12 protein-coding genes are annotated in these 14,705 nt (G+C 37.9%); 5 read left to right on the forward strand and 7 right to left on the reverse strand.

What is annotated here, in order from left to right; translation table 11 throughout:
- Nucleotides 1-17: 17 nt before the first annotated feature.
- The 3 genes from E0E02_RS08010 to E0E02_RS08020 all read right to left on the reverse strand — a co-directional run bounded on the left by E0E02_RS08010 (nucleotide 18) and on the right by E0E02_RS08020 (nucleotide 3,129).
- The gene (locus E0E02_RS08010) at nucleotides 18-1,556 is read right to left on the reverse strand and encodes an ABC-F family ATP-binding cassette domain-containing protein (protein WP_133018306.1); all 1,539 of its coding nucleotides are present in this window, start codon (nucleotides 1,554-1,556) and stop codon (nucleotides 18-20) included.
- A 158-nt stretch (nucleotides 1,557-1,714) separates the two neighbouring features.
- The gene (locus E0E02_RS08015; protein ID WP_133018307.1) at nucleotides 1,715-2,272 is read right to left on the reverse strand and encodes an ECF transporter S component; all 558 of its coding nucleotides are present in this window, start codon (nucleotides 2,270-2,272) and stop codon (nucleotides 1,715-1,717) included.
- A complete protein-coding gene (locus E0E02_RS08020; RefSeq protein ID WP_133018308.1) occupies nucleotides 2,269-3,129 on the reverse strand; it encodes a pyridoxamine kinase in 861 nt (286 codons plus the stop codon). The genes E0E02_RS08015 and E0E02_RS08020 overlap by 4 nt, the downstream gene beginning before the upstream one ends.
- Before the next feature lie 138 nt (nucleotides 3,130-3,267).
- Between E0E02_RS08020 and E0E02_RS08025 the strand changes: the two genes are divergently transcribed.
- Entirely contained in the window at nucleotides 3,268-4,533 is a 1,266-nt protein-coding gene (locus E0E02_RS08025; protein ID WP_133018309.1) for a PLP-dependent aminotransferase family protein, read from the forward strand.
- A 54-nt stretch (nucleotides 4,534-4,587) separates the two neighbouring features.
- On the opposite strand, the gene dapA is transcribed toward E0E02_RS08025, so the two are convergent.
- The 4 genes from dapA to E0E02_RS08045 form a co-directional block, all read right to left on the reverse strand.
- Nucleotides 4,588-5,523 carry a 4-hydroxy-tetrahydrodipicolinate synthase gene (gene dapA / locus E0E02_RS08030; RefSeq protein WP_014334769.1) on the reverse strand — a complete coding sequence of 312 codons (936 nt, stop codon included), beginning with the start codon at nucleotides 5,521-5,523 and terminating at the stop codon, nucleotides 4,588-4,590.
- Nucleotides 5,524-5,610: 87 nt separating this feature from the next.
- Nucleotides 5,611-6,687: an aspartate-semialdehyde dehydrogenase gene (locus E0E02_RS08035; protein ID WP_133018310.1), complete on the reverse strand. Its 1,077-nt coding sequence runs from the start codon at nucleotides 6,685-6,687 to the stop codon at nucleotides 5,611-5,613.
- Between the two features lie 343 nt (nucleotides 6,688-7,030).
- Nucleotides 7,031-8,620 (reverse strand): cardiolipin synthase, encoded by a 1,590-nt coding sequence (gene cls, locus E0E02_RS08040; protein ID WP_133018311.1) that lies wholly within the window; start codon nucleotides 8,618-8,620, stop codon nucleotides 7,031-7,033.
- A gap of 114 nt (nucleotides 8,621-8,734) precedes the next feature.
- Entirely contained in the window at nucleotides 8,735-10,405 is a 1,671-nt protein-coding gene (locus E0E02_RS08045) for a formate--tetrahydrofolate ligase (protein WP_133018312.1), read from the reverse strand.
- A gap of 367 nt (nucleotides 10,406-10,772) precedes the next feature.
- Between E0E02_RS08045 and E0E02_RS08050 the strand changes: the two genes are divergently transcribed.
- The 4 genes from E0E02_RS08050 (at nucleotide 10,773) to E0E02_RS08065 (ending at nucleotide 14,586) form a co-directional block, all read left to right on the forward strand.
- On the forward strand, nucleotides 10,773-11,459 hold the full coding sequence (locus tag E0E02_RS08050) for a phosphopantothenate--cysteine ligase (RefSeq protein WP_133018313.1): 687 nt from the start codon (nucleotides 10,773-10,775) through the stop codon (nucleotides 11,457-11,459).
- Nucleotides 11,452-11,991, forward strand: coding sequence for a phosphopantothenoylcysteine decarboxylase (gene coaC, locus E0E02_RS08055; protein WP_133018314.1), 540 nt, complete (start codon nucleotides 11,452-11,454; stop codon nucleotides 11,989-11,991). Before E0E02_RS08050 ends, coaC begins: the two co-directional genes overlap by 8 nt.
- An 89-nt stretch (nucleotides 11,992-12,080) precedes the next feature.
- On the forward strand, nucleotides 12,081-12,653 hold the full coding sequence (locus E0E02_RS08060; protein ID WP_014334774.1) for an ECF transporter S component: 573 nt from the start codon (nucleotides 12,081-12,083) through the stop codon (nucleotides 12,651-12,653).
- A gap of 217 nt (nucleotides 12,654-12,870) precedes the next feature.
- Nucleotides 12,871-14,586, forward strand: coding sequence for a phospho-sugar mutase (locus E0E02_RS08065; protein WP_074625722.1), 1,716 nt, complete (start codon nucleotides 12,871-12,873; stop codon nucleotides 14,584-14,586).
- Nucleotides 14,587-14,705: the final 119 nt, after the last annotated feature.

Raw genomic sequence — 14,705 nt, forward strand, 5'->3', positions numbered from 1 at the left:
TTTCTCAAGCTTTTTCATTACATTAATTCATTGAAGTCCCAAACTTCTGTCCAACCTTCATAGAAATCAGGCTCGTGGCAAACCATTAGGACGCTACCCTTGTAGGCTTTAAGAGCACGTTTCAATTCTTCTTTAGCATCAACGTCTAAGTGGTTGGTTGGTTCGTCAAGTACTAGCACGTTGTTTTCACGGTTCATAAGCAGGCAAAAACGCACTTTTGCTTGTTCTCCACCAGAAAGTACTTGAATTTGACTTTCGATATGTTTTGATGTCAAACCACAGCGAGCAAGAGCAGCACGAACTTCTGCTTGGTTCAATGCAGGAAAGGCATCCCAGACAGCTTCAAGCGGTGTTTGACGATTACCAGCAGCGACTTCTTGTTCAAAGTAACCAAGTTCAATGTAATCACCACGTTCAACACTTCCTGAAATTGGCGGAATGATTCCTAGTAAGCTCTTAAGAAGTGTTGTTTTACCAATACCGTTGGCACCAATGATGGCAACTTTCTGATTACGTTCAAAAGTTAGGTTAAGTGGTTTTGTCAATGGACGATCGTAACCAATTTCCAAGTCTTGTGTTTGGAAGATAAAGCGACTTGGTGTACGTGATTCTTTGAATTCAAAGGATGGTTTTGGTTTTTCGGCTTGCAACTCAATGCGGTCCATCTTGTCCAATTTTTTCTGACGTGACATAGCCATATTACGTGTGGCAACACGCGCTTTGTTACGATTAACAAAGTCTTGCAAGTCAGCAATTTCTTTTTGTTGACGTTCGTAAGCAGCTTCAAGCTGTGCTTTTTTCATAGCATAAACGGCTTGGAAGTTATCATAGTCACCAGTGTAACGAACCAAATCGTGATTTTCCACGTGATAAACAATATTAATCACGTCATTTAAGAATGGAATATCGTGTGAAATCAAAACGAAGGCATTTTCATAGTTTTGAAGGTAACGTTTCAACCATTCAATGTGTTCAGCATCAAGGTAGTTTGTTGGTTCATCAAGAAGCAAAATATCAGGTTTTTCAAGCAAAAGTTTTGCTAAAAGAACTTTGGTACGTTGACCACCAGATAGTTCTGTGACGTCAGACTCCATGCCAAAATCCATAACACCAAGAGCGCGTGCAACTTCATCAATTTTGGCGTCCAAAGTGTAAAAATCGCGTAATTCTAGACGATCTTGCAACTCTCCTACTTCTTCCATCAGAGCATCCATATCTGCGCCTTCATCAGCCATAGACATGTAAATGTCATTGATACGTGCTTCTGTTTTGAAAAGCTCATCAAAAGCTGTACGTAAGACATCACGTACTGTCATCCCTGCTTCAAGTACAGTATGTTGGTCCAAGTAACCTGCAGTGACGTATTTTGACCACTCAACTTTTCCTTCATCAGGTTGTAAATGTCCAGTTACGATACTCATGAAAGTTGATTTTCCTTCACCGTTTGCTCCGACAAGACCAATATGCTCTCCTTTCAACAGACGGAAAGACACATCCTCAAAAATCGTACGCTCACCAAAGCCATGGCTTAAATGTTTAACTTCTAAAATACTCATCTCTTATATTCTTTCGTTTATTTTCTTTTTGAAAATAGCTGCGCAAACAGCCTATTTATAATAATCTTTTCAATTATAGCATGACTTTAAGCGCTAAAGCAATGACTTTAGCTGTTGAAAACGCAAACTAAAAAGCCTTTTTAAAAGGCTTCTGTGATTTAATCAGAGATAGGTTTAGCATGGCTTTTTTCTGGAATGAAGAATTGTTTTAAGATTGGGTATAAAATTGGCACAGAAATAATTGTGACAAGCGCTGAACCAAATGTTCCACCGATTTTAACTAAAGCTGTCAAAAAGGCTACTTGCAAATGAAGACCACCCACAAGACTGTTAATCAAAGTGTATTTAACAAGATTACTGATGATTTTTGTAATGGCAGCTACGATCCCAACAATGATCACATTGCGTGTTTTAGTATCAGAATGCAAAAGTTTTTCAAAAACAAAATGAAGAACTAAACAAACAATTAATGATTCTAAAATCGTAATCCAAACTTCCGCAGCATAGCCATTAAGCACATCGAACAAGCCTAGCCCGATAGATGCAACAAGTGCTGCAATTCTTGAACCAAATAGTAGAACCGCTATTACAACCAAGGCATTACCAAAATGAACAAACTGAGCACCCAGCGGAATACGTAAAAACTGAACACTGATAAAGATTAATGCTGAATAAAAACTAAGTTCAACCAGTTGACGTGTGGTAAGATTTTTCATGCTTTTTCCTCCATTAATTGTTTGATTTGTAAAGCTAAGTCTGGCAAATAAGGTTCATATGACAAGCCAAAACGCAAATCTCGCTTTAATGACAAAGTCCTTTGTAAGGTCTTATCGATAAAGTTTAGAGCAACTTTGGTAACATCATCTAGACTTAAGTCGTGAAAATAACCAGCCCCAAGAACTGCCGTTACTAAATCCCCTGTTCCAAAGAAATGATATGGATAGGCTTTCGAAAAATGATAAGTGATTTCTCCACTCTCGCTATCATAATGCGCTAATCCAACATTATCAGCTTCAAAAGAAACTCCGGTTAAGATAACGTGTTTATTATGAAGATGGGATAAACGCTCACAGAGTTGCTCAATATCAGTTCTATCATAAGTTTCACCAAGATAGGGATAATCGGCCAAAAGACAAGCTTCTGTTAAATTCGGCGTAATCACATCGGCATTTTTACAAAATTCTCGCATAGCTAGCACAAAATCTTGCTCATATCCAGCATACAGATGACCCTTATCAGCCATAATAGGATCAACAAAGCGTGGTAGCTTATGCTCACTAGCAAATTTAGCTAAGTCTTCTAACTGTATTTGATTCTTAAAATACCCTGTAATTAAACCATGACATGGGAAATCAAGCGTCTCCCATTGCTTGATGAAACCTTGTGTTGCTTGAGTTAAATCTGTAATAGCAATCCTATCAAATCCCCCCGTATGAGATGATAGCAAAACTGTTGGCATAGGAATGACTTCAATTTGACAAGTTGATAAAACGGGCAAAGCACTGGATAGCGCCACTTTTCCCACCCCAACAATATCATTTGCAACAATCACAGAACGTGTAATTTGATTCATAATAAACGACTTTCTAATCTCGCCTCAAAACCACATTCAATAACTTGAAAAGGTTTTAAATTAAGAGTTTAGAAATATTGTAAGAAAATTCAATTTATTATACAATAGGTATCATAAGAAACTGTATGGGGACAGATTATGCCTAGTAAATACCAAGAAATCTTAACAACTATCATCGACCAAATTGAAAATGGCAAATTGCAAAAAGGTGAACGTATTCCTTCCATTCGCCGTCTAAGCCAAAAATTCCACTGCAGTAAAGACACTGTTCAACGGGCTTTGCTAGAATTAAAGTTTAAAAACTACATTTATGCTGTTGAAAAAAGTGGTTATTATGTCCTTGAAGGAAAAAGCCAAAAGGAAACACCGCTGAATCTCAGTTTATCTGACTACAACAACATGGCTTATGAAGACTTTACAACGTGCCTAACAGAAACCCTTGTGAATCGTGAGAATTACCTCTTTAACTACTACTATCAGCAAGAAGGATTACAAGAATTAATCGATTCCTTGCAAGATTATCTTGAAAAGAGCGCTATTTACGCAAAAAAAGAAGACATTCTAGTTACTTCAGGGACCCAACAAGCCCTTTACATCCTTTCGCAGGTGACTTTTCCAAATCACAAGAAGACAATTCTTTTGGAACAGCCAACCTACCATCGAATGAATGATTTGGTTACTTCTCTAAAACTGCCTTATCAGACCATTGAACGTGATTTTGAAGGGATTGATTTAGCAAGGCTAGAAGAATTGTTTAAGACTGGTGATATCAAGTTTTTCTACACTATTTCACGCTTTTCAAATCCCCTTGGTTTATCGTATTCGACCAGTGAAAAGCAAAGGATTGTTGAATTGGCTGAACGCTACGATGTCTACATCATCGAGGATGATTACATGGGAGATTTTGCAAAATCAACGGATTTGCCTCTCCATTATTACGACACTTCTGGTCACGTTATTTACCTTAAGTCCTTTTCAATGACCATTTTTCCTGCTTTGCGTTTGGGGACCATCATCTTGCCACCGGCTTTAACAAAAGCTTTTCTTGACCATAAGAAAATGATTGACTATGATACCAACCTTATCATGCAAAAAGCGCTATCGCTTTATCTGGATAGCGGTTTGTTTGAAAAAAATCTGAATTACCTTAAGCAAGTTTTTCAAAAACAAAGGCAGAAAATTGATATCGTTCTTGCTGACTTTCCAAGGATTCAGCATTTCAGCAGCTCTCTTCAAGGATTGGTACTTGAACTTCCTAAGGACCAACACTTAGGTGACCTAAAATTCACTGATAAAATCAACTATCTGGAGGATAACTACCTTTCTTTGACAGAAAAACGATTCATTAAGCTTTCAAATAATCAGGATATTTTCAGCATTTTAAGAATGGTAAGTGAGCGATAAAATAAAAAGCCAGAGAAACAGAATCTCTGGCTTTTTATATCGTTAATAGGAAAATTAATAATCAGGACGCAAAACACCTTTGACGGTTTCTTTTGTTGCTTCCACATCTCCATCGATAACAACATCGATGATACGTTTAGCATCTTCTGGTGGACAGCAAACCAAAGGCAAACGTAATGGTCCAGTTTCAAATCCAAGATAATTAAGCACGGCTTTAACTGGTGCTGGACTTGGATATGAGAATAAAGCATTAACTTTTGGAATGAATTGACGTTGGATAGCTGCAGCTTTCTTGATATCGCTGTTTTCGATAGCTGTTAGCATTTCGTGCATTTCATCACCGTTAACATGAGAAGCAACAGAAATTACCCCATCAGCACCTAAATTCATAGCGTGGAAAGCATCACCATCTTCACCAGTATAAATCAAGAAATTATCTGGTTTGTGTTCGATAAGATAAGCCATGTTAGCAAGACTCGTACATTCTTTAACACCAATGATATTTGGGTGCTCTGCCAAACGTAACATTGTTTCTGGCGTCATTTCAACAACAACACGTCCAGGTATGTTATAAATAATGATTGGAAGGTCACTAGCATCAGCAATAGCTTTAAAGTGTTGATACATGCCTTCTTGTGATGGTTTGTTGTAGTATGGAACGATGGCAAGACCAGCAGCGAAACCACCAAATGCAGCAACTTCACGCGCAAATTCGATAGAATCGCGGGTATCATTGGTACCAACACCAGCAATTAATGGCACACGACCTTTAACAATCTTTTGCACTGCAGCAAAAAGTTCCAATTCTTCATCGTGTGTCAAAGTTGGACTTTCAGCAGTTGTTCCAGCAAGCAAAAGAGCATCTGTGTGATGTGCAAGCAAATGTTCAATTAATTTTGGTAGCGCGTCAAAGTTAATTGAACCGTCTTCGTTAAATGGGGTAATCATCGCGGTGATGATTTTAACATCTCTTAAATCTTCAATAGACATAACAATCTCCCTCTTTGTCTAAGAATTTATACCTGTTTGATTAAAAATGCTCAAATACCAGCTTCTAAAAGAAACTGGTTTGAGTTATTATTTGAGTTCGAATTTAAGCTCTTTAGTTGGGTGGACAAGACCGCGTTCGTGAAGTGTTTCAGCAATTTGAACAGAGTTCCATGCAGCACCTTTAAGAAGGTTATCAGAAACAACCCACATGTGAATACCATTTTCAACATCAAGGTCTTTACGGATACGTCCAACAAATGTTTCGCGTTTGCCCACAGCGTTAGCTGCTTGTGGGTAAACTTGGTTAGCAACATCATCTTCAAGGACAGCACCTGGGAAAGCTGCGATAGCTGCTTTCACTTCTTCGATTGGAGCTACTTCTTTTGTTTCGATGTAAACTGATTCTGAGTGTGAGAAAAGAACTGGCACACGAACACATGTTGCTGAAACTGGAAGTTCAGGCTCTTCCACGATTTTCTTAGTTTCGTTTGTCATTTTCATTTCTTCGTAAGTGTAGTCATTATCTGTGAAGACATCGATTTGTGCAAGAGCGTTAAATGCGATTGGGAAGTGTTTTTTATCACCACCACATGGCAAGATGTCAGCGTGAACGTCTTTTGGTTCAACACCATCATTAACAACTTCTTTGATTTCACGAAGTGTTTCATTGATAGCTGATTGACCAGCACCAGAAACGGCTTGGTAAGTAGAGACGATGATACGGCTCAAGCCCCATTTTTGACGAACGGGTTCCAAAGCAACCATCATTTGGATAGTTGAACAGTTTGGACAAGCAATGATACCATTGTGAGCATCTAAAGCGTGAGCATTGACTTCAGGTACGACAAGTGGCACATCTGGATTTTGACGGAAATAAGATGTGTTATCGACAACAACTGCTCCTGCTTTAACAGCGTATGGAGCGAATTTTGCAGAAACAGAACCACCTGCAGAGAAAAGAGCAATATCAACGCCTTCAAATGAATCTTCAGTTGTTAATTCAACAGTAACATCTTGTCCCTTATACTTCAAAACTTTCCCAGCAGAACGTGAAGATGACAAAAGACGTACTTTGTCAATAGGGAGTGTTGATTGTTCTAATTGTTGAATCATGCGAGTTCCAACGGCACCTGTGGCACCAACGACAGCGACTGTATAGCCCATTTCAATACCTCTTCCTGGAAAATAGTATACTATTCTCAATTTTCTAAAAATTTATAGTAGCTACATTATACAATTTTTTAACTCAAAAGAAAAGTCTGAATTTTATTTAATTTTAAAAATATTTTGACAACAAAAAAATCCCCACCAAAATTGGTAGGGATATGAGGCATTCAAAAATGAATGTGGCAAAAAGGTTCACACAGATTGCCAAAGTCCGCTCCTGCGTTTCTAGTCGAACTAGAATGACCTCCTCCTGCGCAAATAAACTCTCAAATCGAGTTAATTCGGCTCATCGCATGTTCCTAGTATACCATAGAAGGCAAGATTTGCAAATACTTTGTTTCTACATCAAGGGTGCGATGGTTTTGACCAGTAATCCAATGAGTTTTTCATGGGTTGGTCGACTATCAAGCGTCTCTTGAGTGACGCGTTTACTTTTTCGCATGGTTTGAATGCAATCATCATAAATATCTCGAATAGCATCAACTTTATACATATAAGTTGCACATTCAAAATGGTGATATAAACTACGATAGTCAAGGTTAATCGTTCCGACTACTGCTTTGCTGTCATCGCTGATAAAGACTTTAGCATGGACAAATCCTGGTGTGTAGAGATAGATTTTAACACCTGAGCGCATGAGTTTGCTAAAGTAAGTTTTTGCCAGCATATATGGGACTTTTTTATCTGGAATTCCAGGCATGATAATTCGCACATCTACACCACGTTCCGCGGCAAAACAAAGCGCATGCTCCATTTCGCTATCAAGAATGAGATAAGGTGTCATGATGTAGACGTATTCTCTGGCGTGGTTAAGAATATCAATATAAACATTCTCACCAATTTTATCGGTATCAAGTGGCGAATCACCATATGGAATAACATAACCATTTGCTTTTCGTTTTTTATTATGCTTAGCAAGGTAAGGTTTGACAACCATTTGTCTTTCGGTGATTGACCACATTTGTAAGAACAGTACTAAGAAACTATCAACTGCCTCACCCTCAAGCATCAGAGCAGTGTCTTTCCAATGACCAAAACGATTGATTTTGTTAATATACTCGTCAGCTAAGTTCACTCCGCCGGTGAAACCTACTTTACCATCAATCACAATGATTTTTCGGTGATCACGGTAATTGTAATAAGTTGAGATAAAAGGTGAAATTGGTGAAAAAGCTTTGGCTTTGATACCAATTTTCTCTAAGCGTTGTGTGTAATCAAAAGATAAGGTTGAAAATTCAATCATGCCATCGTAGAGGACACGAACTTCCACTCCTTCCCTGACTTTTTGCTCTAGAATTCGTAGAATTTCACCCCACATCTTACCTTCTGCAATGATGAAAAATTCCATGAAAATGTATTCTTCAGCCTTGAGCAATTGTTTTTTTAGTTCTTCGAAAAACTTTTCTCCACTTGGGAAATAAGTCACTTCGGTATTTTGATAAGCTGGAAAGTCACCGCGACTACGGTCAAAATACTGAACCAGATGATAGGTCGTCGACGTATTACTTTTCAAAACTCTCAATGTTTCCAAATTATCTTGCAAATATTGGCTGCTAGCATCAACCAAATGGTTCATTCGAAGTTTGAGACCGCGATAACCCCAATCAAGCTTGGTATAAATGAGAAAAAGTGACCCTAACAAAGGTGCAATCATTACCAGAATAAGCCAAGTCACACGTGATAGAGCGTCCATTTCACTGTTTACAAGATATAATACAGTTGCAATGGCAAGAGCACGTTCAATTATAGCGACCCAAATACGATAGTGATCTAGCCAAGCAAATGATGCAATGATGAACAAAAGTTGCAAGATCAACAAGATAGAAATGACAGTTGTCCGACTAAAAATTCCTCGAAGAAAACTGCGTCGGCTTTTATCTAATAAGCGTAATGCTTTGATTTTATTAGTGCTTTTATTGTCGATAATCATAACCTCCACATCATTTTTTCTTCATTTACTTCTATTATATCATACTTTACTGGCTGCTTTTTTCTGGAAAAATAGAAAAAGCCGGCAAAAGCCGACCTTTTAGTGGTAAGTTTATTAGAACAATCCGATAGCTGTTCCATCTTCAGCAACGTCCATGTTAAGCGCTGCTGGTTTTTTAGGAAGTCCTGGCATTGTCATCACATCACCAGTCAAAGCAACGATGAATCCAGCACCAGTTTTTGGAACGAATTCACGAATTGTGATATCAAAGCCTTCTGGTGCTCCAAGAAGTGTTGGATTGTCAGAGAAGCTATATTGTGTTTTAGCCATACATACTGGCAATTTGTCCCAACCAAATTGAGCAAATTGTTTCAATTGGTTTTTAGCTTTTTTGCCGAAGATAACTTTGTTACCGCCGTAGATTTCAGTAACGATTTTAGTGACTTTTTCTTCAAGTGAATCGTCATCAGAGTAAAGACGTTTGTAGTTGGCATTGCCATTTTCAACAGCATTAACAACGGCTTTAGCAAGGTCAACCCCACCGTCAGCACCATTTGCCCAAACACTTGCAAGTTCAACTGGTACATCAATTTCAGCACAAAGTTCTTTAAGGGTAGCGATTTCTGCTTCTGTATCAGCTACAAATTCATTGATAGCAACAACTGCTGGAACACCAAATTTACGGACGTTTTCAACGTGACGTTTAAGGTTAGCAAATCCAGCACGAACAGCTTCAACATTTTCTTCACCAAGATCAGTCTTAGCTACGCCACCATGCATTTTAAGGGCACGAATTGTAGCGACGATAATCACAGCATCTGGTGTTGTTGGAAGATTTGGTGTTTTAATATCAAGGAATTTTTCAGCACCAAGGTCAGCACCAAAACCAGCTTCTGTAATTGTGTAATCAGCTAAGTGAAGAGCTGTTGTTGTTGCGAGAACAGAGTTACAACCGTGTGCGATATTGGCAAATGGTCCACCATGAACGAAGGCTGGTGTTCCATAGATAGTTTGAACAAGGTTTGGTTTGATAGCATCTTTAAGGATAAGTGTCAAAGCACCTTCTACTTTAAGGTCACGCACGTAAACTGGTGTACGGTCGTAACGGTAAGCAACAACGATATTTGCCAAACGTTCTTTTAAGTCTTTAATATCTGTTGCCAAGCACAAGATAGCCATGATTTCTGAAGCAACTGTGATATCAAAACCATCTTCGCGAGGAATACCATTAACTGGGCTACCAAGACCAACAGTGACATGACGAAGAGCGCGGTCATTAAGGTCGACAACGCGTTTCCAAATGATACGACGTTGGTCGATACCTAATTCGTTTCCTTGGTGCATGTGGTTATCGATAATTGCTGAAAGGGCATTATTTGCAGTTGTGATAGCATGCATATCACCTGTGAAATGAAGGTTGATATCTTCCATTGGAAGAACTTGAGCGTAACCACCACCTGCGGCACCACCTTTAATCCCCATAACAGGACCAAGTGATGGTTCACGAAGAGCAAGCATTGTTTTTTTGCCGATTTTATTCAACGCATCAGCAAGACCGATAGACATTGTTGATTTTCCTTCACCAGCTGGTGTTGGGTTGATAGCTGTGACAAGGACAAGTTTACCAGGTTTGTTTTCTTGAACAGATTTGATTTTATCAAAAGATAATTTTGCTTTATATTTACCATAGAGTTCAATATCATCAAATGTGATACCAACTTTTTCAACAACTTCTGTGATTGGTTTAAGCTCAACGCTTTGTGCAATTTCGATATCTGATTTCACGGGGACTCTCCTCTGATATTTTTTGATTGATAAAAACATTATAACACACTTTTTCAAAAACGCACGATATTTATTAAAATAATTATTATTGTTCGTGTTTTATCGTTGTGAAACAACTTTTTTTATTAATTGTTATAGTTATTTACTATAACAAGGAACGTTTTTAAAATCCTTGAAATAACAGAATTCGTTAGCAATTGTTCGTTTTGAAAACCATTGAAATCAATTATTTCATTCTTCAAACTTCTCAGGAGAAAAGGTTGTTATTGTTCGTTTTTAGGTAAATATTTGTGAAAAATAGGCACTTTCTAAATTAAAAGTGTGTCAAACAATTTACGAAAAAAATGTTTTTGTGTAAAATAAGGCTATGAAAATTTTAATAACATCCGGTGGAACAACCGAGAAGATAGATTCTGTGCGTGGCATTACTAACCACGCTACTGGAACTTTAGGAAAATACATTGCAGAAGCATTTTTAGAAAAAGGGTACCACGTAACTTTGGTTACAACTAAAGAAGCTGTTAAACCAGTAGACCATCCGTTACTAACAGTACATACTATTACGAATGTTGATAGTTTGCTAAGTACGCTTGAGCCGCTCGTCAAAACGCATGATGTCTTTATTCATAGCATGGCGGTGTCTGATTATACGCCTGTTTATATGACAGATCTTAATGAAGTTGAACAAGCTGAACACGTTTCGGATTTGCTAAATCGTCAAAATACAGAATCTAAGATTTCTTCTAAGGAAGACTACCAAGTGCTTTTTTTGAAGAAAACGCCAAAAGTGATTTATTTAGTGAAAACTTGGAATCCTGATATCTGCCTAATTGGCTTTAAATTGTTGGTTAATGTCGGCAAAGACGAGCTTTTTGCTGTTGCGCGTGAAAGTTTACAAAAAAATAAAGCACGCTATATTCTTGCCAATGATTTAACAGAGATTAAGGGAGATAAGCACCATGCTTATTTGCTAGATGAGTCTCATGTCTATGAAGCGGACACTAAAAAAGCTATTGCAAACTTGATTTTTGAAAGGGTGACAAATCATGTCTAAAAGTATTTTATTAGCTGTTTCTGGTAGTATTTCTGCCTACAAAGCGGCTGATTTAACTAATCGATTAACGAAACTTGGCTATGATGTTCATGTTTTAATGACCAAGGCAGCTACTGATTTTATCACGCCACTGACGCTTCAGGTCTTGTCAAAAAATACTGTTCATCTTGATGTTATGACCGAAGAGGATCCTAAGAGCGTTAATCATATCGAATTAGCTAAAAAAGCTGATTTATTTATCCTTGCCCCTGCTTCTGCTAATACTTTAGCAAAATTAGCACACGGTTTAGCTGATAATATGGTTACAGCTACTGCTCTTGCTTTGCCAGCTGAAACACCTAAATTAATTGCGCCAGCCATGAACACAAAAATGTATGAAAATCCCTTAACGCAGCGTAATTTATCGATCTTAAAAGAGGTTGGATATGAGGAAATTGAGCCACGCTCAAGCCTTTTAGCTTGTGGAGATCTTGGTCGCGGTGCGCTGGCTGAACTTGACACAATTATCGAGCGTATCGAAAAACGTCTATAATTTTTACCCTTGTCAAGACACCTGTAAATTTGTATAATGTATTGGGCTTTCAAAAGAAAAGCCAAAAAAGTCATCTCTTAGGAGGAGTTATGAAAAACAGTAAAGCAGCAAGTAATATTGCCACAGTTGCGATTTTCTTTGCTATCATGCTTGTTATTAATTTCTTAACAAGCCTTGTCTTTAACCTTTGGCCTGTGCCAATCAAGCCGACACTTATTCACGTTCCAGTAATCATTGCATCTATTGTTTACGGACCACGAATCGGTGCTACGCTTGGTGCTTTAATGGGAGTTATCAGTGTAACAGTGAACACTTTGACTCTTCTACCAACAAGTTACCTCTTCTCTCCATTTGTTGAAAATGGTAATCTTTCTTCATTAATTGTTGCCATGGTACCTCGTATTCTGATTGGTATCACACCATATTTTGTTTACAAATGGCTTCATAATAGATTTGGTATCATTGTCGCTGGTGCTATTGGTTCTATGACAAATACAATTTTTGTTTTAGGTGGTATTTTCTTCCTCTTTGCAAATGTGTATAGTGGAGATATCAAAGCACTACTTGCGGTTGTCTTTGGTACAAATGCGATTGCGGAGATGATTATTTCAGCTATTTTAACGCTTGCAATTGTTCCAAAATTACAGAAAATCAGAGCATAAATAATGAAAATCACGGGAAAACCGTGGTTTTTTTAGTCACATGAAGTTAAAAAATTGGTTAATTTTTACCTTACACAAACGTTTGCGTAACTAGACAAAAGTACTCAAAAAGCTTGATTTAACAATATTTTCACTAATATTAAATTTTTACTAGAAATAATTTTCGCAAAGTGGTATAATGAAAGCGTTTATAAGAACATATAAAGGAGTTCCATTAATGACTTACACTGAAAACTATCAAAAATGGCTCGATTTTGCGGGGCTTCCCGATTATCTCCGTGAAGAATTGTTAGCCATGGACGAAAAGACAAAAGAAGATGCTTTCTACACAAACCTTGAGTTTGGTACAGCAGGTATGCGTGGTGTTATCGGCGCTGGTACTAACCGTATCAACGTTTACGTTGTTCGCCAAGCTACTGAAGGTCTTGCAAAACTTATCGAAACAAAAGGTGAAGATGTTAAAAAACGTGGTGTTGCTATCGCCTACGACTCACGTCACTTCTCACCTGAATTTGCTTTTGAATCTGCTCAAGTTTTAGCAAAACATGGCATTAAAGCATATGTTTTTGAATCACTTCGCCCAACTCCAGAATTGTCATTTGCTGTTCGTCACCTTGGTACTTTTGCAGGTATCATGGTTACTGCAAGTCACAACCCTGCTCCATTTAACGGATACAAAGTTTATGGTGAAGATGGTGGACAAATGCCACCTGCTGATGCTGATGCCTTGACTGACTTCATTCGTGCTATCGATGATCCATTTGCCATCGAATTAGCTGATCTTGAAGAAAGCAAAGCTTCTGGTCTTATTGAAGTTATCGGTGAAAATGTCGATGCTGAATACCTTAAAGAAGTTAAAGACGTTAACATCAACCAAAAATTGATTGATGAATACGGTAAAGACATGAAGATTGTCTACACTCCACTTCACGGTACTGGTGAAATGCTTGCTCGTCGTGCTCTTGCACAAGCTGGTTTTGAATCTGTACAAGTTGTTGAAGCTCAAGCTGTTCCAGACCCAGACTTCTCAACTGTAAAATCTCCAAACCCAGAAAATCAAGAAGCATTTGCTCTTGCTGAAGAACTTGGACGCAAAGTTGATGCTGACGTTCTTGTTGCAACTGACCCAGATGCTGACCGTCTTGGTGTTGAAATTCGTCAAGCTGACGGTTCATACCGTAACCTTTCTGGTAACCAAATCGGTGCTATCATTGCTAAATACATTCTTGAAGCACATAAAACAGCTGGAACTCTTCCAGAAAATGCAGCTTTGGCAAAATCAATCGTATCAACTGAATTGGTAACTAAAATCGCTGAAAGCTACGGCGCTAAAATGTTTAACGTCTTGACTGGTTTCAAATTCATCGCAGAAAAAATTCAAGAATTTGAAGAAAAACACAACCACACTTATATGTTTGGTTTCGAAGAAAGCTTCGGTTACCTTATCAAACCATTCGTACGTGATAAAGATGCCGTTCAAGCTGTTCTTATCGTAGCTGAAATTGCTGCTTACTACCGTTCACGTGGTTTAACACTTGCTGATGGTATCGAAGAAATCTACAAAGAATACGGATACTTCGCAGAAAAAACTATCTCAGTAACACTTAGTGGTGTTGACGGTGCTGCAGAAATCAAGAAAATCATGGATAAATTCCGTGACAACGCTCCAGTTCAATTCAACTCAACTGATGTTGTTAAAACTGAAGACTTCTTAGCACAAACAGCTACTAGCGCTGCTGGCGTTGAAAAATTGACAACTCCACCAAGCAACGTTTTGAAATACACACTTGCTGATGATTCTTGGATTGCTGTTCGTCCTTCAGGTACAGAACCAAAAATCAAATTCTACTTCGCAACAGTTGGTTCTGACTTAGCTGATGCTGAAGCTAAAATTGCTAACATCGAAAAAGAAATTAACGCATTTGTTAAATAATTTTAGTTAGATATTCTAAAACTCCTTCTATTCTAGAAGGAGTTTTTTTACGTATTTAGATTAGATCCTTTAATATAAAAAGGTAAATTATCAATCGTTTTACATAAATATATTTATAT

Source organism: Streptococcus sp. KCJ4932, from assembly GCF_004352745.1.
Taxonomy (GTDB): Bacteria; Bacillota; Bacilli; order Lactobacillales; family Streptococcaceae; genus Streptococcus; species Streptococcus ruminicola.

Bases quoted from the DNA above. Each gene is read 5' to 3' on its own strand.
- E0E02_RS08010 (WP_133018306.1), bottom strand. From the start codon at position 1,556: ATGAGTATTTTAGAAGTTAAACATTTAAGCCATGGCTTTGGTGAGCGT.
- E0E02_RS08015 (WP_133018307.1), bottom strand. From the start codon at position 2,272: ATGAAAAATCTTACCACACGTCAACTGGTTGAACTTAGTTTTTATTCA.
- E0E02_RS08020 (WP_133018308.1), bottom strand. From the start codon at position 3,129: ATGAATCAAATTACACGTTCTGTGATTGTTGCAAATGATATTGTTGGG.
- E0E02_RS08025 (WP_133018309.1), top strand. From the start codon at position 3,268: ATGCCTAGTAAATACCAAGAAATCTTAACAACTATCATCGACCAAATT.
- dapA (WP_014334769.1), bottom strand. From the start codon at position 5,523: ATGTCTATTGAAGATTTAAGAGATGTTAAAATCATCACCGCGATGATT.
- E0E02_RS08035 (WP_133018310.1), bottom strand. From the start codon at position 6,687: ATGGGCTATACAGTCGCTGTCGTTGGTGCCACAGGTGCCGTTGGAACT.
- cls (WP_133018311.1), bottom strand. From the start codon at position 8,620: ATGATTATCGACAATAAAAGCACTAATAAAATCAAAGCATTACGCTTA.
- E0E02_RS08050 (WP_133018313.1), top strand. From the start codon at position 10,773: ATGAAAATTTTAATAACATCCGGTGGAACAACCGAGAAGATAGATTCT.
- coaC (WP_133018314.1), top strand. From the start codon at position 11,452: ATGTCTAAAAGTATTTTATTAGCTGTTTCTGGTAGTATTTCTGCCTAC.
- E0E02_RS08060 (WP_014334774.1), top strand. From the start codon at position 12,081: ATGAAAAACAGTAAAGCAGCAAGTAATATTGCCACAGTTGCGATTTTC.
- E0E02_RS08065 (WP_074625722.1), top strand. From the start codon at position 12,871: ATGACTTACACTGAAAACTATCAAAAATGGCTCGATTTTGCGGGGCTT.